Source organism: Exiguobacterium sp. s161 (genome assembly GCF_018619045.1).
Classification (GTDB): domain Bacteria; phylum Bacillota; class Bacilli; order Exiguobacteriales; family Exiguobacteriaceae; genus Exiguobacterium_A; species Exiguobacterium_A indicum.
On the sequence record NZ_JACSNH010000001.1, the window covers coordinates 796,255 to 816,457 of the forward strand.

Genomic DNA, 20,203 nt, shown 5'->3' on the forward strand with positions numbered 1-20,203 from the left:
ATGTTCTTCGATTCTTCTTCAATTGTTATGGGAAAAGAAGAGAAACGATGATTAAGGAGGCGAGAGTATGGCGATTGGGATTATAGGTGGAGGGTTATCCGGCTTGACGGCAGCTGCATTATTCGCAAAACAAGGAACGCCGGTCATGCTTTGGGATGCGGGATTACTTGGAGGACGTGCCACCTCTCAAACCGTAAAAGGATTTACGTTTAATTACGGTGCTCATGCGATTTATGGACGCGATCAATCGATTCTTCGCAAACTAACGAAACAGCTCGGTATCGAAGTGACGTGGCTGGATTTCTCAGCGAGTCGTGCGAAATATGAGTTTTCAGGTCATTTGACGGCAGTTCCTGCGAATGCCTGGGGATTATTGAAAACAGAAGTCATCGAAGGAACGAACAAAGTACGTTTCACATGGGAAATCATTAAAACGATTTTACGAGTCGAACGAGGGGATCCGCAACAATCGATCGGGCAATGGTTAAAAACAGAACGAGTCGATGAACAAGTGGCACAGTTGATGCTTGATTTGGCATCAACGAACTTTTTTACGGCAGAACCCGAAAAAATTCCGTCAGACGTCTATTTCGAGTATTATCAAAAACTTTTTCGGACGCGAAAGCCTGTCTCATACATCGAAGGAGGATGGCAAGGGTTAGTACAGGAGTTGGAACGGATCATTCTAGAGAACCGCGGAGAGATCCTGAAAAAAACAAAAATAACAGCAGTCGAATCGACTACGACAGGATTCTTAGTACGTGATCGAAAGAAACAAGAATGGAACGTCGAACGGATCATCTTTGCTGTACCACCGCGTGAAATCTTAAAAATGGCGACTCCCACTGCCATTCAACGATTTGTTACACCGTATGCAAGTCATGAACCGGTAGAAGTATTCGTGTATGATCTTGGACTTCATCCGTATATTCAAACACCGTATTCATACATCTACGACCGTTCGCATCGAGCGTTCATCACGGATTTATCACATTATGATGCAAGTCTCGCACCGAAGGATGGTCAAGTCCTTCAAGCAATCGCCTACCTTGAACACGATCGACTTGAGGATCCTGATTATATTGAACATGTCCGAACAGGAATTGAACAGATGCTTGACGTTCATTTTGCAGATTGGCGACAACGTATCGTCGCAGAACGAACGATCAAACGAGCAGTCGTACAAGAAATCAAATGGAAAATGGGGCAAACGCCGCTTGCGACTCATATTCCGGATCATGCAGGTGTCGCTTTCGTCGGGGACTGGTGTGAAGGTACGGGACAACTCTCGGAGCTTGCGTTCTCAAGTGCCGTGAGCGTCTTCAATCGCTGGACGTGATGTCAAACGGGGGCTGACTCAAAAAAAGAATGACGCGTCTTTTCACGCCCTTTCCTCAGGCGAGACACAAGCCAGTTTTCCTGCTTCGTTGAAGCAGGAAAGCGGGTCTTGTTCGTCTCTGACAGCGCATAAATGCGCTTGTTCCTGTAGGAGTGGCGTGTGACGCGTCATTCTTTTTGTTACGAGATAAGGATGGCAGATCATCATTCTGCCACACTTATCTTTGTAGAGACTGACTTTTGAGTCAGCCCCATCTTATGCTTCATTGTTCGAACGTGCTGGATAGAATGCTAGAACCAAGAGTAATGTAAAGGCAATGAGACTCATCATCGGAATCGTCAAGAAACCAAAATAGTTGACCCACTTGATGAGACAGCCGCTTGTACATAACGCTTCGCCATCGGGTAAGCGCTCAAGGATGACGTGGTACAAGGCGACACCAAAGCCGGCAAGCACATACAGGCGGACGAAGAGCGGATCAATCGTTTTCGACCGGAATAGCGAGATGAGCAAATAAAAGGCAGTCGTATACATGAATAGTCGTTGCCACCAACAGAGAGGGCAGGGGATGAATCCGCGAATTTCACTGAAATAGAGACTGCCAAGCGTTGCAATCGTTGAGATGATGAACATAAAATGATAGCGTGTCATATGTATCGTCCTTTCTAACGTGTTAAACTAATGCCATCTTATATCATGAGGAGTCGAATCTCACATTGCAAGTGTCGGAAATGGAAATGTTGATCACCTTATCGGAAGAATTGAATATGAGGCGCGCTGCTGAACGATTATTCGTCTCGCAACCTGCGCTTAGTCAACGTCTCGTTGCGATTGAAAGACGCTGGGGAACAAAATTATTCATTCGTTCATCGCGTGGGTTAAGCATCACACCACAAGGAGAAAAAGTAATCGGTCTCGCAAAAGAGATGAATCGGAAGGAACTTGAGTTAAAAAGTGAATTGACAGCAGAAGAGGGTGCCGTTTATGGAACGCTTCGGATTGCCGTCGCTTCCATCATGGGGCAATATTGGCTCCCGCGTGTCTTAAAACGATTCGTTGAGCGTTATCCGCATGTCCGTGTTCAGCTTGTCACGGGATGGTCCAGTGAGATGATGCGTCATATGTTAGAGGAACATTTTCATATTGGGATCATTCGTGGAAACCCGGACTGGAAAGGTGTCAAAGAACGTCTTTTCTCGGATCCGCTCTATTTAGTCGATAGTGAGTTGACGTCAATCGAACAGTTACGCGTGACGGATCGACCATTCATCCAGTTCAAGAGTGACTCAACGTACTATCAGGAAATTTTAGAATGGTGGCAAGATCGGTTCGCAAGTCCACCATCTCGGACGTTGGTCGTCGATCAAATCGAGACATGTAAGCAGATGGCTCTACATGGAATTGGATTTGCGATTTTACCCGAGTCGACGATCCAACAATCAAATGAAGTCATGCAGCTTCCTTTAAAAACATCGTCTGGAAAAATATTAAAGCGAGATACATGGATTTTGTCTACGGAATCGATGCTTGAACTAAAACAAGTTCAAGCATTTTGGGATATCGTAAAAGAAGAAGGAGGAAGTCAGTCAGATGGAATACGCCATTGAAATGCGGCGCGCGCTTCATAAAATACCAGAACCAGGGTTCAAGGAATTTAAGACGCAAGCTTTTATATTGGAACAAATTCGTGCCTATCCACCAGATCGTGTCACGTATGACACGTTTGAAACGGGAGTATTCGTTCGAGTGAAAGGATTGACTGGAAATCGGACAATTGGGTACCGTGCAGACATTGATGGGTTACCGATCGAAGAAGCGACAGGTCTTCCATTTTGTTCGGAACATCCAGGCTTCATGCATGCCTGTGGTCACGATATGCACACGTCGATTGCGTTGGGATTGATGAAACGAATCATTGAATTGCCGGTCATGGATGATGTCGTCTTTTTATTCCAACCAGCGGAAGAAGGTCCGGGCGGGGCAGAACCGATGATTAAAAGTCCGTTGTTTGAAAAATATCGTCCAAGTGAGATGTATGGTCTTCACGTCGCACCGGAATATCCAGTCGGTACGATTGCGAGCCGTCCCGGCGTCTTGTTCGCGAGTGCTCGAGAAGTCCATATCACGATCTATGGTCAAAGTGGTCATGCGGCCTTTCCTCATTTGACGATTGATACGGTCGTTGCGCAAGCAGCCTTAATCATGCAATTGCAAACAATCGTCAGTCGATCGATCAATCCGATGAACTGTAGCGTCATTACGATCGGAAAGGTCGATGCCGGGATTCGGGAAAACGTCATCGCCGGTAGAGCTGTTCTTGACGGTACGATGCGCGCACTCAATGGAGAAGACATGGAAAAACTGGAACGACGCGTTCGTGACATCATTCGAGGAATCGAAGCTTCCTTTGGCGTCAAGATTGATCTACAATTCGGAAATCGTTATTACGAGGTCGTCAATGACCGACACATCGTTGATAAATTTTCATCATTCGTCAAGATGAATGCGAACTACATTGAATGTGATGCAGCAATGACAGGAGAAGACTTCGGATTCATGTTGAAGGAAATTCCAGGGATGATGTTTTGGCTCGGAGTCGACAATCCGACATCTGGACTTCACCAACCAACCTTGAATCCGGATGAATCCGCGATTCCATTTGTGATTGATTTACTCGATCATTATTTCCGAGAATATGTTTAAAAAGTTTTATGAAATAATGAAGGACATTAAGCTTTCCCTTTCGAAATCAAGAATGGGAGAGCTTTTTATATATGTAAGAATAGGAGTTTTCGAACATTTTGTGAAAAAAATCACGTGCACATGTGAACAATTTGTTACATCAAACATTATAAACAGACATAAAGGGTTATGTTCTCTATGATACGGTTATAGACCATATAGAGAAGTATGTTTTAGGAAGAGGGGGCTATATACATGTTCAATGATCCCGTATTGCTCAGTCGATTGTTGACAGGGCTCACATTAGCGTTTCATATTATATTCGCGACGATTGGCGTCGGGGTACCACTCATGGTACTCGCTGCTGAATTCATCGGTCTGAAACGCAAAGATCCGGATTATATTTTATTAGCAAGACGGTGGACGCGTGGATACGTCGTTACCGTCGCAGTCGGTGTCGTGACAGGGACGGCCATCGGATTGCAATTATCACTACTTTGGCCGTCACTCATGCAAGTGGCTGGTCAAACGATCGCATTACCACTGTTCATGGAAACATTCGCATTCTTCTTTGAAGCGATTTTCCTCGGTATTTACCTGTATACATGGGATCGATTCAAAAACCCATGGTTACACTGGTTGATCGGGATTCCAGTCGTCATCGGTGCGACAGCATCAGCATTCTTCATTACGACGGTCAACTCCTTCATGAACTCACCAGAAGGATTTAAGATCGTCAACGGAACGCTAACGCAAATTGAACCATTAAAAGCAATGTTCAATACAGCAACACCTACAAAAGCAACACACGTCATCGTATCGGCTTATTTGACAGTCGCCTTCATCTTGGCGGCAATCGCGGCGTTCCACTTACTCCGCAAAAAAACACTCTCAGCAGCGGAAACAGCGTATCACAAAAAAGCACTTCGCTTAACGGTTATGGCTGGATTGATTTTTGCCTTCTCGACTGCACTTGTCGGGGACTTCTCAGGGAAATACTTGGCGAAATATCAGCCAGAGAAACTCGCGGCTGCTGAATGGCATTTTGAAACGACAAGTGAAGCAGAATTGATCTTTGGTGGGATACTTGATCAGCAAGAAGACGGTAGTTATGAAATCAAGGGAGCCGTCAAAATCCCATATGCACTCTCGATCCTTGCGGGTGGAGCTCCAGATACAGAAGTCATTGGTCTAAATGAGTTCGCAAAAGAAGATCAAGCACCGCTGATCGTTCACTATTTCTTCGATATCATGGTTTCGATTGGTATGTATTTGGCTGCCATCTCTGCCTTGTTCATCTTGGCATTCCGTTTGAAAAAATTAAATCCTTATAACAAATGGATTTTAAGAGGTGTCTTCATCGGTGGACCTCTGGCGATGATTTCCATTGAAGCAGGTTGGATGTATGCTGAAATTGGTCGCCAACCTTGGACACTTTACGGCATCATGCGGACAGCAGATGCGGCGACGACATCAACTGCCGTCGGTCCGATGTTGATTCTATTCAGTGCCTTGTACTTGATGCTCGGTACGATTTGTACAGTCGTATTATTACGGATGTTCAAGAAAAACCCGGTTGGAAAAGAACTTCAAGAACTTGCTGAAAACCACCACGCACGTGGGGAAGCTATGTTCGTGGATGATAACAAGTAAGGAGGGAACGATTTGGACGTTCAAACACTAGGAATTACGGTCCTCTGGACTTTCCTGTACGGATATCTCATCGTTGCCTCAATTGACTTCGGTGCTGGATTTTACGCCTTTTATTCAAAATATACGAAGCGGGATCATTTAACGAATCGATTGATTCTTCGTTATCTCTCACCAGTGTGGGAGGTAACGAATGTCTTCTTCGTATTCTTCTTCGTCGGACTAGTCGGGTTCTTCCCGGATACCGCTTACTATTTCGGTACGGCACTGCTCGTGCCAGCCTCGATCGTTCTCGTATTGATTGCGATTCGTGGTAGCTTCTATGCATTTGCCAATTATGGATCAAACGACAGCATGTTCTATACGTTCTTATATGGAGCAACTGGTCTATTGATTCCGGCGGCGATGTCAACGACATTGACGATCAGTCAAGGTGGTTTCATTCGTAAAACGAATGAAACAGTCGAGTTTTTAGGAACAAAATTATTTACGAACTTTTACTCTTGGTCGGTCGTAGCACTCGCTATCGTATCCGTCCTCTATATCAGTGCGATGTTCCTCTTGTTCTACGCAGATAAAGCGAAGGATGAAGGGGCTACTCCGCTAATTCGTAAATGGGCACTCTTCTGGAGTGGTCCGACGATTATTGTCTGTGCACTCGTCTTCTTTGGATTGAAAAATCAAGCGGCATGGCACTATGAGAACATCTTAAACGGGAACTGGTGGTGGTTCGCTGCTAGTTTCATCTTCTTCCTCGTTGCGGTGACACTCGTCTACATGAAGAAGAATTACGGAATTGCTTTCGTCGCGGTCATGCTACAGTATGGAGTGGCATGGTTTGGTTACGGTTATACGCACTTACCATACATCTTGTATCCATATATCGATATCAACAAAGCGGTCGTTAACGAAACAATGGCTTCCGCACTCGTCGTTGTCTTCATCTTCGGACTCTTACTCTTGATTCCGGCGTTGTACTTGATTTTACGACTCTTCCTGTTCGATAACGATTATGTACGTGGGAAATCCTCAAAATAATGGATGAATAAACGCCTCTGCGAATCGCAGGGGCGTTTATAGTATTTTTAAATTGAATCGGGTACACTACTAAGGAAGAGCGATTGTGAAGGAGAGTTGTGAAAATGAATGGAGAGTTTGCAGTAATTGGACTAGGGCGCTTTGGTGGCTCGATTGTCCGTGAATTATCGAAAAATGGCTATGATGTCTTAGCGATTGACTCCGACGAGGAGCGCGTCAACGAATTCATGGGAATTGCGACGCATTCCGTCATCGCGGACACGACGGATGAGAATGTCTTAAAAAGTCTAGGAATCCGAAACTTCGATCATGTCATCGTTGCCATCGGTGAAAATATTCAAGCATCCATCTTGACGACATTGATCTTAAAAGAGCTTGGGGTACAATCGATCACCGTTAAAGCGACGAACGATTACCACGAAAAGGTATTACGAAAAATCGGAGCAGACTTCATCGTTCACCCCGAACGGGATATGGGAGTCCGGATTGCGAATGGTTTAATGAGTTCCAATATTCTTGACTATCTCGATTTATCTCAAGAATTTTCGATCGTTGAAATTAAAGTCAGTGACCGGATGGCAAAACAAACATTGATTGACCTGGATCTACGGAGCAAATACGGAGCGAACGTCGTCGCCATTAAACGTGGGGAAAACGTTCTGATTTCTTTACAAGCGGATGAAATGATTGAAAAAGGGGACTATCTCGTCGTCATTGGTGAAAATGAGGACCTCGACCGTCTAGAGCGTGCGATTCATAAAGTGAAGAACTAAAAAAAGCTGAGGCGCGCCTCAGCTTTACATTTACTTATACCTAATTAAATGAGTTGGAATTCTTTTAATCCGTGTGCGATACCGTCCTCAAGAATTGGTTTCGTGACATAATCAGCAGCAGCTTTCGTTTCCGGAAGTCCGTTGCCCATCGCAATACCGGTTCCAACGTAGCGGAGCATCTCTAAATCGTTTAAGGCATCACCGAATGCAAAGGTATCTTCGCGGCGAATATTCGTCAATTTCAGGAATTGTTTGATCCCTTCTGCTTTCGAGGAACCGACATTGATGACATCCATTGCGTGTGGGTGCCAACGAATGAAATCGAAGGCATCATACCGTTTAACATAATCCGCTTCTTCTTCGGCCGTACAGTAGACGAGCGTTTGGAAAACATCATGCGATAAGAACGCTTCTTCATCGTGAATCGGTAATGGCATGTCGAGATCGCCGAGCGAATCAACGACATGAAAATCATTTGATTTCGTCGTGAAGCCTTTTGTTTCACCGAGATAAACGAGTGTATGTCCGTTTTCTTTTGCTTGTTGCGTCAGGTGTGTCAAATCGGCTTTAGGTTGTGGACGTTTATAGATGATTTCATTTTGATGAACGACGATTTGCCCGTTATAGCCGATAATCGTATCGATGTTGAGTAGATCACGGATTCCAGACAACATCGCAGGTCCGCGTCCAGTTGCAAGGGCTACATAGACACCATTTTCTTGAAGCTTACGAATTGCCTGTTTTGTTGATTCCGGAACAAAATGACCATCATGCAATAAGGTTCCGTCGATATCGAAAAAGACGACTTTCTGATTTGCCATGGTTTCACCTTCTCTTTTTAATTGGTCGAAATGACCTGTTCATGTGAAAGTATAGCATAACCAAAAGCGTGTTGCCGGAAGGGAACATGCCGAATAAGGATGAAAAATAGTCCATGTATCGTGTATACTGTACTAAGGACAAAAAACAATGTACTGATAAGGAGTTGCTAGGCATGATTTTTAAAGTATTTTACCAACCGCTTCGTTCGGAAGCACCTGTTCGTGAACGGACAGAAACAATGTATGTAGAAGGGGAAAGCATTCGTGACGTGCGATCAACGATTGACCACCTCAAAGATATCAACATCGAGTTCATCCGCGAAGTCAGCGGAGAATTTTTGACATACGAACAACAACATCCTGATTTCAAGGTTGCGACGTTCGAATGAAGTTCGTCAAAAACCATCAGGCCGCCGTTTTCGCACTCGGTGGACTCGGGGAAATCGGGAAGAACACGTATGTCGTTCAATTCCAAGATGAGATCATCGTCATTGACGCGGGTGTCATGTTCCCAGAAGATGAATTACTTGGAATCGACTATGTCATTCCAGATTACACGTACTTGATCAAGAACAAGGATAAGGTCAAAGGCGTCTTCATCACACACGGTCATGAAGATCACATTGGTGGTCTGCCTTTCTTGCTTAAACAAGTGAACTTACCGATTTACGCTGGGAAGATTGCGATGGGTCTCATCAAGGTGAAGTTAGAAGAGCATGGTTTGCTTCGCAACGCGGAACTGCATGAGATCGATGAAGATTCGGTCATCAAGTTCCGGAAGACAAGCATCTCGTTCTTCCGTACGACACACTCGATTCCGAACTCGTTCGGTGTCGTCGTCAAAACACCACAAGGGAACATCGTGCATACAGGAGACTTCAAGTTCGATTTCACGCCAGTCGGAGAGCCGGCTGATTTAGCGAAAATGGCTGAACTCGGTAAAGAAGGCGTATTGTGTCTTCTATCGGACTCAACGAACGCAGAAGTGGAAGGGTTTACGATGAGTGAACGTGTCGTTGGGGAAACGATCTCAGACATCTTCCGTAAAGCGGAAGGACGGATCATCTTCGCGACGTTTGCGTCGAATATCTATCGTCTGCAACAAGTCGTCAATGCTTCTGTAGAAGCAGGACGGAAAATCGTCGTCTTCGGACGTAGCATGGACAAGGTCATGATGATTGGTCAAGAACTTGATTTCATCAAAGCGCCGAAGGGTACGATCATTGAGCCGAACGAGATGAAACGTTATAAATCAAATGAGTTGACGATCCTTTGTACGGGTTCACAAGGAGAACCGATGGCTGCACTTAGCCGCATCGCAAACGGAACACATCGTCAAATCTCGATCATTCCGGAAGATCTCGTCATCTTCTCTTCGTCACCAATCCCAGGAAACGTCGTTTCTGTCGGAAAGACGATCAATCAGCTATATAAAGCTGGTGCAGATGTCATGTACGGTAAACTGAATGATATCCATACATCAGGTCATGGTAGTCAACAAGAGCAGTTGCTCATGTTACGTCTATTGAATCCAAAATACTTCATGCCGATTCACGGGGAATACCGGATGCTGAAGAAGCATATGTCGCTTGCGATGGATGCTGGTGTACCGGAAGAGAACTGTTTCGTCATGGATAACGGTGAAGTACTCGCATTAGATGCGAATGCAGCCGCTATCACTGGGAAGATTCAAGCGAATGCCGTTTATGTCGACGGAAAAGGAATCGGAGACATCGGAAACATCGTTTTACGCGATCGCCGTATTCTCTCAGAAGAGGGACTCGTCGTCGTCGTCGTGACGCTTGACTCGAAGACGAATCGTCTCGTCTCTGGACCGGACATCATCTCGCGTGGTTTCGTCTACATGCGGGAGTCGGGTAACTTGATTAAAGATGCTGAACGTCTTCTCAAGCGTTCGCTTGATCAATCGCTTGCGAACCGTAATACGAAATGGACGGACATCAAACAAGTCATCAATGATACGCTCACACCGTATTTAACAGAAAAAACACAACGTCATCCAATGGTCATGCCGATCATCATGGAAGTCTGATTCAAAAAAATCCTCGTCTCCGAAAACGGAAACGAGGATTTTTTTATTACGTGGCAGGACCGTATTCCTTGAATGGTTCTTTTTTATCAATCCGATCATAGAACATGACGCCATCTAGATGATCGTATTCATGCTGGCAGACGATTGCTTTCATCCCTTTTAAACGTAATTTTATAGGATTTCCGTTATGATCGATGCCAGTTAGGGTAATACGCATATAGCGCGGTACATGTCCTTCGACTTCACGATCGACGGACAGACATCCTTCGCCGCCTGTTAAATAGGTCTGCTCGACGGAATGACTGATGATTTTTGGATTATAGATACCAAATTCCAATAAATCATCACCATCCGGTAAGCGGATCGCGAACATGCGCTTGTTGACACCGATTTGTGGTGCTGCAAGTCCAATGCCGCTTCGTAAATCGTATTTCTTCGCAATTTCATCATCTTGACTGTTGGCGAGGAACTCGCGCATGAGTCGCATCGTTTCCTTATCCTCATCGCTGAGAGGGAAGGTCACTTCTACTGACCGTTCGTGAAGAGCAGGAACGTCTTCGCGTACGATTTCATTCATGGTGATCATGAACAACACTCCTTTCGTCTACAAAAAGTATAGCATAGGAAAGTGGGGAATGATGACAACTAACACAGTAGGAAAATATCGAATGATACAGAAGATGGAATATTCTAGTTTTGTGATTGAATTCACAATGTGAAACGCGAAAAAAATAAAACATTTCCTTTGATTTTAAGGTGTTACAGATTTATACTTGTAACGTAATGAACAAGACACTATAACGTGTCGATTCATGATAATACAGTTTACTCAACTGAATAGGTACACAGACACATGTTCAAAGGATAGTCACACGGGACTTCGTTTTTTGGACACTATTGTCATGTGGGCAAATCAGTCAGAGGAATATTTCGCTGAACGCAGTGAAAGGATGAGGTGAAAAGATGAACGTAAACATGTTTAAAAACGTGGAAGAAAACTTTGAAACGTTCCGCATTCTTGACGAGAAAGGTGAAGTCGTCAATAAAGACGCTATGCCAGACCTCTCGGATGAAGAGCTTACGGAATTAATGCGCCGTCTCGTATACACACGTATCTGGGACCAACGTGCAATCTCACTTAACCGTCAAGGACGTCTTGGTTTCTACGCTCCAGTAGCTGGACAAGAAGCGTCAATGATCGGTACACAATTCGCTTTGGATAAAGATGACTGGATTCTTCCTGGATACCGTGATATTCCACAAATGGTCTTCCATGGCTTCCCACTTTACAAAGCATTCTTGTTCTCACGCGGTCACATCACAGGTGGTAAGATCCCTGAGGGTGTTAACGTCTTAATGCCACAAATCATCATCGGTGCGCAGATCGTTCAAGCGGCTGGTGTTGCTCTCGGTCTTAAGAAAAGCGGTAAAGAACAAGTCGCAATCACTTACACAGGTGATGGTGGTTCTTCACAAGGTGACTTCTATGAAGGTATGAACTTCGCTGGAGCTTTCAAAGCACCTGCAATCTTCGTCGTTCAAAACAACCGTTTCGCAATCTCGACACCTGTTGAAAAACAATCTATGGCGAAAACAATCGCTCAAAAAGCTGTCGCTGCTGGGATCAATGGTATCCAAGTCGACGGTATGGACGTTCTTGCTGTATACGCAGCTACGAAACAAGCGCGTGTTGAAGCACTCAACGGTGTTCCGACATTGATCGAAACATTGACTTACCGTTATGGACCACACACACTCGCTGGTGATGATCCAACACGTTACCGTACAAAAGACATGGATGATGAGTATCAAGCACAAGATCCACTCGTCCGTTTCCGTGCTTTCATGGAAGCAAAAGGTCTTTGGAACGAAGATAAAGAGAATGAAGTCATCGAGCAAGCAAAAGCTGACGTTAAGGAAGCACTTGCACAAGCTGACAAAGAACCAAAACAAAAAGTTACAGATTTCATCAACGTGATGGCTGAAAAGCTTCCACAAAACCTGCAAGAGCAGCTTGATGAGTATACAGCAAAGGAGTCGAAATAACCCATGGCACAAATGACGATGATCCAAGCGATCACTGACGCAATGCGCGTCGAGATGAAACGCGACGAACAAGTTCTCTTGTTCGGTGAAGACGTCGGTAAAAACGGTGGGGTATTCCGTGCGACAGAAGGTCTTCAAGATGAGCTCGGCGAAGACCGCGTCTTCGATACACCACTTGCGGAATCAGGTATTGGTGGTCTTGCTGTCGGATTCAGTCTGACAGGATTCCGTCCAATCATGGAAATCCAATTCTTCGGATTCGTATTCGAAGTATTCGATTCAGTCGCAGCACAACTTGCGCGTCTACGTTACCGTTCAGGCGGCACATACAATGCACCTGTTACAATCCGTTCACCATTCGGTGGCGGTGTTAAAACACCGGAACTTCACGCAGATAACCTCGAAGGACTCATGGCTCAGTCACCAGGACTTAAAGTTGTCATTCCTTCAACACCTTACGATGCAAAAGGTCTTTTGATCGCGTCAATCCGCGACAACGACCCAGTCGTATTCCTCGAGCACATGAAACTCTACCGTTCATTCCGCGGTGAAGTGCCAGAGGGCGATTACACGATCGAACTCGGAAAAGCTGATGTTAAACGTGAAGGTACAGACGTAACAATCGTCACTTACGGTGCGATGGTACACGCTTCACTTAAAGCAGCTGAAGAGCTCGAAAAAGAAAACATCAGCGTCGAAATCATCGACTTGATGACAATCAGCCCAATCGACATCGATACGATTCTTGCTTCTGTCAAGAAAACAAACCGTGTCGTCGTCGTTCAAGAAGCACAAAAACAAGCGGGTATCGCTGCAATGGTTGCAACTGAAATCCAAGAACGTGCAATCCTTGACCTCGAAGCGCCAATTCTTCGTGTTGCTGCTCCAGATACAATCTTCCCATTCGCACAAGGTGAAGACGTCTGGATCCCAGATCACAAAGATATCGTTGAGAAAGTCAAAACTGTCTACAATTTCTAAGAGCATTTCGGAAAATAAGGAGAGGGGTCCATTCTCTCCTTGCTTCCGTTTTTACAGATAACAATCGACTAGAAGAGTGAACTAAAAGGAGGCATATTCAAATGGGTTTATTTGAATTCAAATTGCCGGATATCGGTGAGGGTATTCATGAAGGTGAAATCGTAAAGTGGTTCGTAAAAGCGGGCGACACTGTCAAGGAAGACGACGTTCTTCTTGAAGTACAAAACGATAAAGCAGTCGTTGAAATCCCATCACCAGTTGATGGTACTGTTAAAGAAGTTAAAGTTGACGAAGGTGTCGTAGCTGTTGTTGGCGACGTCCTCATCACTTTCGAAGTCGAAGGCGAAGGTTCTGCTCCTTCTGAAGAAGCAGAGCAACCAAAAGCTGAAGACAACGCGAAAGACGTTCAAGATACGGATCAAAAAGTGGAAGACAAACCAAACGAGGTTCAAATCCATAAATCAGAACGCGTCATCGCGATGCCATCTGTCCGTAAATATGCACGTGAAAAAGGTGTCGACATCCGTGAAGTCCAAGGTTCTGGAGACAACGGTCGTGTCGTCAAAGAAGACATTGATGCATTCGCAAACGGTGGTCAAACTTCTGAAGCACCAGCAACAGAAGAAAAAGCACCAGCTGCAGCTGCTTCTGCACCAAAAACAGAAGTTAAGCCATACGTTGCTGCTCAACCTGAACTTGAAACACGCGAGAAAATCAAAGGAATCCGTAAAGCGATTTCGAAAGCAATGGTTAACTCGAAACATACAGCTCCACACGTAACACTCATGGACGAAGTCGATGTTACGAACCTCGTAGCACTCCGTAAAAACTTCAAAGAAGTTGCGGCTGCTCAAGGTACGAAATTGACTTACCTTCCGTTCGTCGTAAAAGCATTGACTGCTGCTGCTAAAAAATACCCAGCAATCAACGCATCAATCGACGATGTAAACGAAGAAATCGTCTACAAAAACTACTTCAACATCGGTATCGCTGCAGATACAGACAACGGTCTTGTCGTACCAGTCGTTAAAGATGCAGATCGTAAATCGATCTTCTCACTCGCTGACGACATCAACGATCTTGCTGGTAAAGCACGCGAAGGTAAACTTTCTGGCGAAGAGATGAAAGGTGGATCAATCACGATCACTAACATCGGTTCTGCTGGCGGTCAGTGGTTCACACCAGTCATCAACCACCCAGAAGTTGCAATCCTCGGTATCGGCCGTATTGCTGAAAAAGCAGTCGTCAAAAACGGCGAAATCGTTGCTGCACCAGTTCTTGCACTTTCATTCAGCTTCGACCACCGTCTCATCGATGGTGCAACTGCACAAAACGCGCTTAACTTAGTTAAACGCCTATTGAACGACCCACAACTTCTCATCATGGAGGGATAAGCAATGGTAGTAGGTGAATTCGCACAAGAAACAGATTTACTCGTAATCGGGGCTGGCCCTGGTGGTTACGTTGCTGCAATCCGCGGCGCGCAACTCGGTATGAAAGTAACAATCGTTGAACGTGAAAACGTCGGCGGTGTTTGCTTAAACGTTGGATGTATCCCATCAAAAGCCTTGATCACTGCAGGACATAACTTCCAGCATGCTAAAGGTGCAAGCGATATGGGGATCACTTCTGAGAATGCAACTGTCGATTTCTCGAAAGTTCAATCTTGGAAACAATCTGTCGTCAACAAATTGACTGGCGGCGTTAGTGGTCTTCTTAAAGGGAACAAAGTCGAGACTGTCGTTGGGGAAGCTTACTTCCAATCAGAAGATACAGTCCGTATCATCAACGAAGATTCTTCGACTCCTTACAAATTCAAGAAATGTATCATCGCGACAGGTTCGACTCCAATCGAACTTCCAGCTTTCAAATGGTCAAAACGCGTCCTTTCTTCAACAGGCGCATTGAACCTTCCTGAAATCCCGAAAAAACTCATCGTCATCGGTGGCGGATACATCGGGATGGAGCTTGGTACAGCGTATGCGAACTTCGATACAGAAGTCGTCATTCTTGAAGGAACAAAAGACATCCTTTCTGGTTTCGAGCCTGCTATGACGCAAGTCGTTAAGAAAAAGCTCAAACAAAAAGGTAACATCACAATCCACAACGAAGCACTTGCTCAAAGTGTAGAAGAGTCGGAAGATGGCGTTAAAGTAACATTCGAAGTCAACGGTGAAGCACAAACAGTTGAAGCGGACTACGTCCTCGTTACTGTCGGTCGCCGTCCGAACACTGGTGATCTTGGTCTTGAAATGGCAGAAGTCAAAGTCAGCGACCGTGGTCTTGTCGAAATCGACGATCAGTGCCGTACTTCAAACGAAAACATCTACGCAATCGGTGATATCGTTCCAGGACCACCACTTGCACACAAAGCTTCATTCGAAGCTAAAATTGCTGCTGAAGCAGCTGCAGGACACCCTGCATACCTCGACTACAGCGCGATTCCAGCGGTCGTCTTCACAGATCCAGAACTCGCTACAGTCGGTTACACGGAAGCACAAGCGAAAGAAGAAGGGCTCGATTACATCGCGTCTAAATTCCCTTACGCTGCGAATGGTCGTGCACTTGCACTCAACGAGCCAGACGGCTTCTTGAAAATGATCACTCGTAAATCAGATGGTCTCTTGATCGGCGCGCAAATCGCTGGTACAGGCGCATCTGATATGATCGCTGAAATGGGACTCGCAATCGAGTCTGGTATGACAGCTGAAGATATCGCACTCACAATCCATGCACACCCATCACTCGGTGAAATCGCAATGGAAACTGCTGAAGTTGCAATCGGTAGCCCAATCCACATCATTAAATAATATCGAAACACCTCATACACGGGGAGCCGACCGTGTATGAGGTGTTTTTTTGTTTGGTCTTGATACAAAAAAGGAAAAGAAAAAGTAAAAATCGGAGAGGGTGGACGCACATGGAATCCGTGACTACCTTAGAGGAGCTGTATTACGTATCGGAAATGGATAAGGTTCGTTTTGTCGGCTGGACGACTGCACTCGCCCGCTATGATTTTGCTGTCGTCTGTACGGGACAATTCTTCGGGAAAGTACTCGTCGTCAGTTTAACCGGTGGTCAGTCAGCGTTACTCGATCAACAGGATGTGTTGAATGGAGAGGTCTTAATTCGTACATTTGCGATTGAACGAGAGGATGTCGCAGTAATCGGTGAAGCATTTGCAGCATTCATTCCTTGTTCACCAAACGATGAATACGCCGAATGAAAGGTTCAAAAAAGCAGCCATCCTGAGTAATGAGGATGGCTGCTTTTGCATTTTTAACGAATCGCATTCGATTGTTGAATGACTTTGATTGTCTCGAGCGAATGATCCTCGAGACCTTGAACCGGAAGACCGGCTTCGATGTTTTCTTTAATATAGGCAAGGTTGTCTGCCGTGATCATCTCCCCTGGGATGAAGATAGGAATACCAGGTGGATATACCATCATGAATTCAGCTGAAATCCGTCCGACCGCATCGACCAACGGAATCGTCTCTGTCTCTTCATAGAACGCATCACGAGGACTGAGAGCAAGCGCTGGGATGTCTGGAAGAACAATCGAATGATCAGTTGTTTCGGCGCCATTATTTTGATAACGTGCGACAAGTAATGACATCGCATGTAAGAAGGCGTCAATCGTCTCTTCCGAATCACCAGACGTGATGATGACGAGAATGTTATTCAAATCAGAAAGTTCAACTTCGATCCGATGTTCTTCGCGTAAGAACTCTTCGACGAGGTGACCAGAAATGCCAAGTCCTTTGACGGAAACAAGCACTTTCGTTGGATCAAAAGCGAACGTAGCACTCGAATGCAGATCAGATTCACCGAAAACGGCGAGATAAGGAAGCTTCGCTAATCCAAAGCGCATCCGTGTCGCAAGTTCAAGGGCCCGACGATTCATCGCTTCACCGTTGATCGCAAGATGACGCCGAGCGCAGTCAAGAGAAGCGAGTAACAGGTAAGATGTTGATGTCGTCGTCAACATCGAGAGCACTGCTTGAACTTTATCTGGAGAGACAAGTCCGCGACGAACGTTCAGGACAGAGCTTCCTGTAAGTGAGCCACCGAGTTTATGCACGCTGGTTGCGGCAAGATCAGCTCCTGCTTGCATCGCTGACAACGGCATATCTTCGTGGAATGCGATATGGACGCCGTGTGCTTCGTCGACGAGTACCGGAATACCTTTACTATGGGAAAGCTTGACGATGCTCTCTAAGTCACCAGCAACGCCGAAATAGGTCGGGTTGATGACGAGAACTGCTTTTGTATCGGGATGAAGTGCAAGGGCACGTTCTACCGCGCTTGGTGTGATACCGTGCGCGATTCCGAATGTCTCATCGAATTCAGGGTGAATGAAAATCGGATGCGCACCAGAAAGAACGATAGCTGACATCACCGATTTATGCACGTTCCGAGGAACGAGAATTTTATCATCAGGTCCGACGACACTCATGATCATCGCCATGATGGCCGTTGAAGTTCCTTGTACGGAAAAAAACGTTTCGTCGGCATGGAAGGCTTGAGCTGCCAATTGATGAGCCTCTTTAATGATTGCCTTTGGATGATGGAGATCATCAAGGGGAGCGATATTGATTAAATCGATATCGAGCGCATTCTGACCGATGAACGATCGAAAGGCTGGATCCATTCCTTGACCATTTTTATGACCGGGAATATGAAATTGAATTGGTTGACGTTTCGCATGCGCAAGTAGCGCATCGAATAAAGGTGTATCGAGCTGTGTTAAGCTTTTTGTTTGCACCAGATTTCCCCCCTTAAAACCGAATAAAAATACAATCAAACAAGCTAACTATAACAAGTTTTCGTACGGTTGCAACTGTTTTATGCTTCTTTTCCGTGTAAAATAGAAAAGTGCAGAAAGGAAGTGGGAATGATGGCATTGAATTATCCGCTCAATTCCGATTGGTCGACTGAAGAAATCGTGAAAGTCATCGACTTCTTTAATTTAGTCGAGCAAGCGTATGAGACAGGTGTTGAACGACAACGGTTGCTCGAAGCGTATCGTGAATTCAAGCAAATCGTCACCTCGAAATCCGAGGAAAAACAGTGGGATCAGTTTTATATGGAAGAGACCGGCTGCTCGAGTTATCGGACGATGCAACAAGCGAAACGTCAGGAAGAACCGATTGTTCGTATGAAGAAATAATTGGATCATGAAGATAAGACTCCTATGCGATCGTATAGGAGTCTTATCTTTTAATCCGACTGGAAATGTGCGGGAAATGATCAACATTTGTTTAAAGTGGAAAGGAAGCGGCTATATACTACATACAAGACGTTGGTCTTACAAATATGTGAAACTGTATTTTTTAAAATTAGATGCTTTACATCTAAGTTGAATCGTACTATTATAGATTCAATCCACTAATAAGTCGCAATTATCTGACAAATTAAACCTCTGTTTATCCCGCGAAGGAGTGTGGTTACTGTGAAACAAGTGATAGAAGCATACAAGAGAAAAGATGCAGAAAAACGCATTCCTGTATTGCGTCTCGAAATCGATTATGAGCTTGCTACATTACACGATGCGATGGTGGCAAGTGACGCAGAAGCTGTTGGCGCAAGTAAAGAGCGCCTCGAAAAATATCGTCAAGAGATGGTACGTCTTGAAGCTTGATTTCAACGTTCCGATCTCTACCTTATAATAAAATATCAACTCTTCAACCAGCGAACTGTTCGCTGGTTTTCTTTTTTTGTTACTATAGAAGAAGCTGGAAACAACGATGAAGGAGTGAACTTAAATGCAGATTGAGTTGGATGCGATAGATTTGATCAAACGAGCGGGAAAGTACATTCGCGAAAAAATTGATGGTTCGTATCACGTCGAACAAAAAACCGGAAAAAGCGATTTAGTGACAGAGATTGATCAAGCCGTCGAGGATTTATTGATTCAAGGTATTTTAGATCGCTATCCGAATCATCATATTTATGGGGAAGAAGGGCGAATCGCTCGACCCGATACACTCGAAGGCACGATCTGGTTCGTTGATCCGATTGATGGAACGATGAACTTTATCCGTCAAAAACGAATGTTTGCCATCTCGATTGCGATCATGATAGATGGTGAGTTACGTTATGGATTCGTCTACGATGTCATGGCGGACGAGTTGTTCCATGTCATCAAAGGACATGGTGCTTATCAAAACGGCATACGATTACCACAAATCGAGGAGCGGAGTGTTAAAGAAGCAATCATCTGTATGAACGCGACCTGGGTGACACCAAATCGTCGAATCAATACGGATCGTCTTGCGCCACTCGTACGACACGCAGTAGGTGTACGAGCAATCGGTGCAGCATCACTTGAACTCGCATGGACAGCTGCAGGGCGTGTTGACGGGTATATCACGATGCGTAATATGCCTTGGGATTACGCAGCCGGTCAGTTATTGATTGAAGAGGTCGGTGGGCGTGTCGGAACGATCACAGGTGAATCGATGTCATTTCTCGAACAAACGAGTGTGCTAGCAGGGAGCCGGACGTTCGTTGAAGATGTTTTGACATTCGTACAAACACAAGAGGATTGAAAAAAGGTTTCTTTCGTCTTGAACGAAAGGAACCTTTTTGCTCATGCTTGTTTTCGTAAACGTGCCTTTAAGACGAACCCAGCACCCATCGCAACAATCATCAAGATGACAGAGGCGATCGTCATCGGGACGTTTTGTTCCGCGATGAAGATGCCGATGGCTGCCATGGATCCTACGGCAAGCATGGCGAGTAATAAAAATAGCAGGCGCATGTTCTTTTCCCCCTCTACCCGTGAGTACGTTAACAGTGTAGCGTGAATGAAGGAT

Annotated in this window: 21 protein-coding genes; 16 read left to right on the top strand and 5 right to left on the bottom strand. The window is 45.2% G+C overall.

Features of this window, described 5'->3' with window-relative positions; translation table 11 throughout:
* Positions 1 to 67: 67 nt before the first annotated feature.
* On the top strand, positions 68 to 1,339 hold the full coding sequence (locus KNQ14_RS03835) for an FAD-dependent oxidoreductase (protein WP_214859678.1): 1,272 nt from the start codon (positions 68 to 70) through the stop codon (positions 1,337 to 1,339).
* 255 nt (positions 1,340 to 1,594) lie between these two features.
* Here KNQ14_RS03835 and KNQ14_RS03840 read toward each other — a convergent pair whose 3' ends face one another.
* Entirely contained in the window at positions 1,595 to 1,990 is a 396-nt protein-coding gene (locus tag KNQ14_RS03840) for a disulfide bond formation protein B (RefSeq protein WP_029342185.1), read from the bottom strand.
* A gap of 65 nt (positions 1,991 to 2,055) precedes the next feature.
* Here KNQ14_RS03840 and KNQ14_RS03845 point away from each other — a divergent pair, with 65 nt between their 5' ends.
* From KNQ14_RS03845 to KNQ14_RS03865, 5 genes are all read left to right on the top strand, one after another.
* Complete coding sequence (locus tag KNQ14_RS03845; protein ID WP_029342184.1) at positions 2,056 to 2,946, top strand: transcriptional regulator CcpC; 891 nt, start codon at positions 2,056 to 2,058, stop codon at positions 2,944 to 2,946.
* Complete coding sequence (locus KNQ14_RS03850; RefSeq protein WP_023468860.1) at positions 2,930 to 4,042, top strand: N-acetyldiaminopimelate deacetylase; 1,113 nt, start codon at positions 2,930 to 2,932, stop codon at positions 4,040 to 4,042. The genes KNQ14_RS03845 and KNQ14_RS03850 overlap by 17 nt, the downstream gene beginning before the upstream one ends.
* Before the next feature lie 234 nt (positions 4,043 to 4,276).
* Positions 4,277 to 5,674, top strand: a complete 1,398-nt coding sequence (locus KNQ14_RS03855; RefSeq protein ID WP_023468859.1) for a cytochrome ubiquinol oxidase subunit I — start codon at positions 4,277 to 4,279, stop codon at positions 5,672 to 5,674.
* A gap of 12 nt (positions 5,675 to 5,686) precedes the next feature.
* Entirely contained in the window at positions 5,687 to 6,709 is a 1,023-nt protein-coding gene (locus KNQ14_RS03860) for a cytochrome d ubiquinol oxidase subunit II (RefSeq protein ID WP_214859687.1), read from the top strand.
* Positions 6,710 to 6,813: 104 nt separating this feature from the next.
* Positions 6,814 to 7,482, top strand: coding sequence for a potassium channel family protein (locus KNQ14_RS03865; protein ID WP_023468857.1), 669 nt, complete (start codon positions 6,814 to 6,816; stop codon positions 7,480 to 7,482).
* Between the two features lie 44 nt (positions 7,483 to 7,526).
* On the opposite strand, the gene KNQ14_RS03870 is transcribed toward KNQ14_RS03865, so the two are convergent.
* Positions 7,527 to 8,303, bottom strand: a complete 777-nt coding sequence (locus KNQ14_RS03870; protein WP_214859689.1) for a Cof-type HAD-IIB family hydrolase — start codon at positions 8,301 to 8,303, stop codon at positions 7,527 to 7,529.
* Positions 8,304 to 8,476: 173 nt separating this feature from the next.
* On the opposite strand from KNQ14_RS03870, the gene KNQ14_RS03875 reads away from it, so the two are divergent.
* A complete protein-coding gene (locus tag KNQ14_RS03875; RefSeq protein ID WP_023468855.1) occupies positions 8,477 to 8,692 on the top strand; it encodes a DNA-dependent RNA polymerase subunit epsilon in 216 nt (71 codons plus the stop codon).
* Positions 8,689 to 10,356 carry a ribonuclease J1 gene (gene rnjA, locus KNQ14_RS03880; protein WP_214859697.1) on the top strand — a complete coding sequence of 556 codons (1,668 nt, stop codon included), beginning with the start codon at positions 8,689 to 8,691 and terminating at the stop codon, positions 10,354 to 10,356. The genes KNQ14_RS03875 and rnjA overlap by 4 nt, the downstream gene beginning before the upstream one ends.
* A 46-nt stretch (positions 10,357 to 10,402) precedes the next feature.
* Here the strand turns inward: rnjA and def are convergent, their stop codons facing one another.
* Positions 10,403 to 10,942, bottom strand: coding sequence for a peptide deformylase (gene def, locus KNQ14_RS03885; RefSeq protein WP_029342180.1), 540 nt, complete (start codon positions 10,940 to 10,942; stop codon positions 10,403 to 10,405).
* A 377-nt stretch (positions 10,943 to 11,319) separates the two neighbouring features.
* On the opposite strand from def, the gene pdhA reads away from it, so the two are divergent.
* The 5 genes from pdhA (at position 11,320) to KNQ14_RS03910 (ending at position 16,609) form a co-directional block, all read left to right on the top strand.
* Positions 11,320 to 12,402, top strand: coding sequence for a pyruvate dehydrogenase (acetyl-transferring) E1 component subunit alpha (gene pdhA, locus KNQ14_RS03890; RefSeq protein ID WP_023468852.1), 1,083 nt, complete (start codon positions 11,320 to 11,322; stop codon positions 12,400 to 12,402).
* 3 nt (positions 12,403 to 12,405) lie between these two features.
* Entirely contained in the window at positions 12,406 to 13,383 is a 978-nt protein-coding gene (locus KNQ14_RS03895; RefSeq protein WP_035406692.1) for an alpha-ketoacid dehydrogenase subunit beta, read from the top strand.
* 101 nt (positions 13,384 to 13,484) lie between these two features.
* Positions 13,485 to 14,777, top strand: coding sequence for a dihydrolipoamide acetyltransferase family protein (locus KNQ14_RS03900; RefSeq protein ID WP_023468850.1), 1,293 nt, complete (start codon positions 13,485 to 13,487; stop codon positions 14,775 to 14,777).
* A gap of 3 nt (positions 14,778 to 14,780) precedes the next feature.
* Positions 14,781 to 16,193 carry a dihydrolipoyl dehydrogenase gene (gene lpdA, locus KNQ14_RS03905; RefSeq protein WP_064299598.1) on the top strand — a complete coding sequence of 471 codons (1,413 nt, stop codon included), beginning with the start codon at positions 14,781 to 14,783 and terminating at the stop codon, positions 16,191 to 16,193.
* 110 nt (positions 16,194 to 16,303) lie between these two features.
* Positions 16,304 to 16,609 carry an SAV0927 family protein gene (locus KNQ14_RS03910; RefSeq protein ID WP_214859699.1) on the top strand — a complete coding sequence of 102 codons (306 nt, stop codon included), beginning with the start codon at positions 16,304 to 16,306 and terminating at the stop codon, positions 16,607 to 16,609.
* A gap of 53 nt (positions 16,610 to 16,662) precedes the next feature.
* Here KNQ14_RS03910 and KNQ14_RS03915 read toward each other — a convergent pair whose 3' ends face one another.
* The gene (locus KNQ14_RS03915) at positions 16,663 to 18,150 is read right to left on the bottom strand and encodes an aminotransferase class I/II-fold pyridoxal phosphate-dependent enzyme (RefSeq protein WP_035406702.1); all 1,488 of its coding nucleotides are present in this window, start codon (positions 18,148 to 18,150) and stop codon (positions 16,663 to 16,665) included.
* Positions 18,151 to 18,282: 132 nt separating this feature from the next.
* Here KNQ14_RS03915 and KNQ14_RS03920 point away from each other — a divergent pair, with 132 nt between their 5' ends.
* The 3 genes from KNQ14_RS03920 (at position 18,283) to KNQ14_RS03930 (ending at position 19,936) form a co-directional block, all read left to right on the top strand.
* Positions 18,283 to 18,555 (top strand): UPF0223 family protein, encoded by a 273-nt coding sequence (locus tag KNQ14_RS03920; RefSeq protein WP_023468846.1) that lies wholly within the window; start codon positions 18,283 to 18,285, stop codon positions 18,553 to 18,555.
* Positions 18,556 to 18,837: 282 nt separating this feature from the next.
* A complete protein-coding gene (locus tag KNQ14_RS03925; protein ID WP_023468845.1) occupies positions 18,838 to 19,026 on the top strand; it encodes a hypothetical protein in 189 nt (62 codons plus the stop codon).
* Positions 19,027 to 19,150: 124 nt separating this feature from the next.
* Complete coding sequence (locus tag KNQ14_RS03930; protein WP_214859701.1) at positions 19,151 to 19,936, top strand: inositol monophosphatase family protein; 786 nt, start codon at positions 19,151 to 19,153, stop codon at positions 19,934 to 19,936.
* A gap of 41 nt (positions 19,937 to 19,977) precedes the next feature.
* Here the strand turns inward: KNQ14_RS03930 and KNQ14_RS03935 are convergent, their stop codons facing one another.
* Complete coding sequence (locus tag KNQ14_RS03935) at positions 19,978 to 20,148, bottom strand: DUF5325 family protein (RefSeq protein ID WP_023468843.1); 171 nt, start codon at positions 20,146 to 20,148, stop codon at positions 19,978 to 19,980.
* Positions 20,149 to 20,203: the final 55 nt, after the last annotated feature.

What these genes read in the sequence shown, in the direction of transcription:
- KNQ14_RS03835 (WP_214859678.1), top strand. Translation starts at nt 68, where the DNA reads ATGGCGATTGGGATTATAGGTGGAGGGTTATCCGGCTTGACGGCAGCT.
- KNQ14_RS03840 (WP_029342185.1), bottom strand. Translation starts at nt 1,990, where the DNA reads ATGACACGCTATCATTTTATGTTCATCATCTCAACGATTGCAACGCTT.
- KNQ14_RS03850 (WP_023468860.1), top strand. Translation starts at nt 2,930, where the DNA reads ATGGAATACGCCATTGAAATGCGGCGCGCGCTTCATAAAATACCAGAA.
- KNQ14_RS03855 (WP_023468859.1), top strand. Translation starts at nt 4,277, where the DNA reads ATGTTCAATGATCCCGTATTGCTCAGTCGATTGTTGACAGGGCTCACA.
- KNQ14_RS03865 (WP_023468857.1), top strand. Translation starts at nt 6,814, where the DNA reads ATGAATGGAGAGTTTGCAGTAATTGGACTAGGGCGCTTTGGTGGCTCG.
- KNQ14_RS03870 (WP_214859689.1), bottom strand. Translation starts at nt 8,303, where the DNA reads ATGGCAAATCAGAAAGTCGTCTTTTTCGATATCGACGGAACCTTATTG.
- KNQ14_RS03875 (WP_023468855.1), top strand. Translation starts at nt 8,477, where the DNA reads ATGATTTTTAAAGTATTTTACCAACCGCTTCGTTCGGAAGCACCTGTT.
- rnjA (WP_214859697.1), top strand. Translation starts at nt 8,689, where the DNA reads ATGAAGTTCGTCAAAAACCATCAGGCCGCCGTTTTCGCACTCGGTGGA.
- def (WP_029342180.1), bottom strand. Translation starts at nt 10,942, where the DNA reads ATGATCACCATGAATGAAATCGTACGCGAAGACGTTCCTGCTCTTCAC.
- pdhA (WP_023468852.1), top strand. Translation starts at nt 11,320, where the DNA reads ATGAACGTAAACATGTTTAAAAACGTGGAAGAAAACTTTGAAACGTTC.
- KNQ14_RS03895 (WP_035406692.1), top strand. Translation starts at nt 12,406, where the DNA reads ATGGCACAAATGACGATGATCCAAGCGATCACTGACGCAATGCGCGTC.
- KNQ14_RS03900 (WP_023468850.1), top strand. Translation starts at nt 13,485, where the DNA reads ATGGGTTTATTTGAATTCAAATTGCCGGATATCGGTGAGGGTATTCAT.
- lpdA (WP_064299598.1), top strand. Translation starts at nt 14,781, where the DNA reads ATGGTAGTAGGTGAATTCGCACAAGAAACAGATTTACTCGTAATCGGG.
- KNQ14_RS03910 (WP_214859699.1), top strand. Translation starts at nt 16,304, where the DNA reads ATGGAATCCGTGACTACCTTAGAGGAGCTGTATTACGTATCGGAAATG.
- KNQ14_RS03920 (WP_023468846.1), top strand. Translation starts at nt 18,283, where the DNA reads ATGGCATTGAATTATCCGCTCAATTCCGATTGGTCGACTGAAGAAATC.
- KNQ14_RS03930 (WP_214859701.1), top strand. Translation starts at nt 19,151, where the DNA reads ATGCAGATTGAGTTGGATGCGATAGATTTGATCAAACGAGCGGGAAAG.
- KNQ14_RS03935 (WP_023468843.1), bottom strand. Translation starts at nt 20,148, where the DNA reads ATGCGCCTGCTATTTTTATTACTCGCCATGCTTGCCGTAGGATCCATG.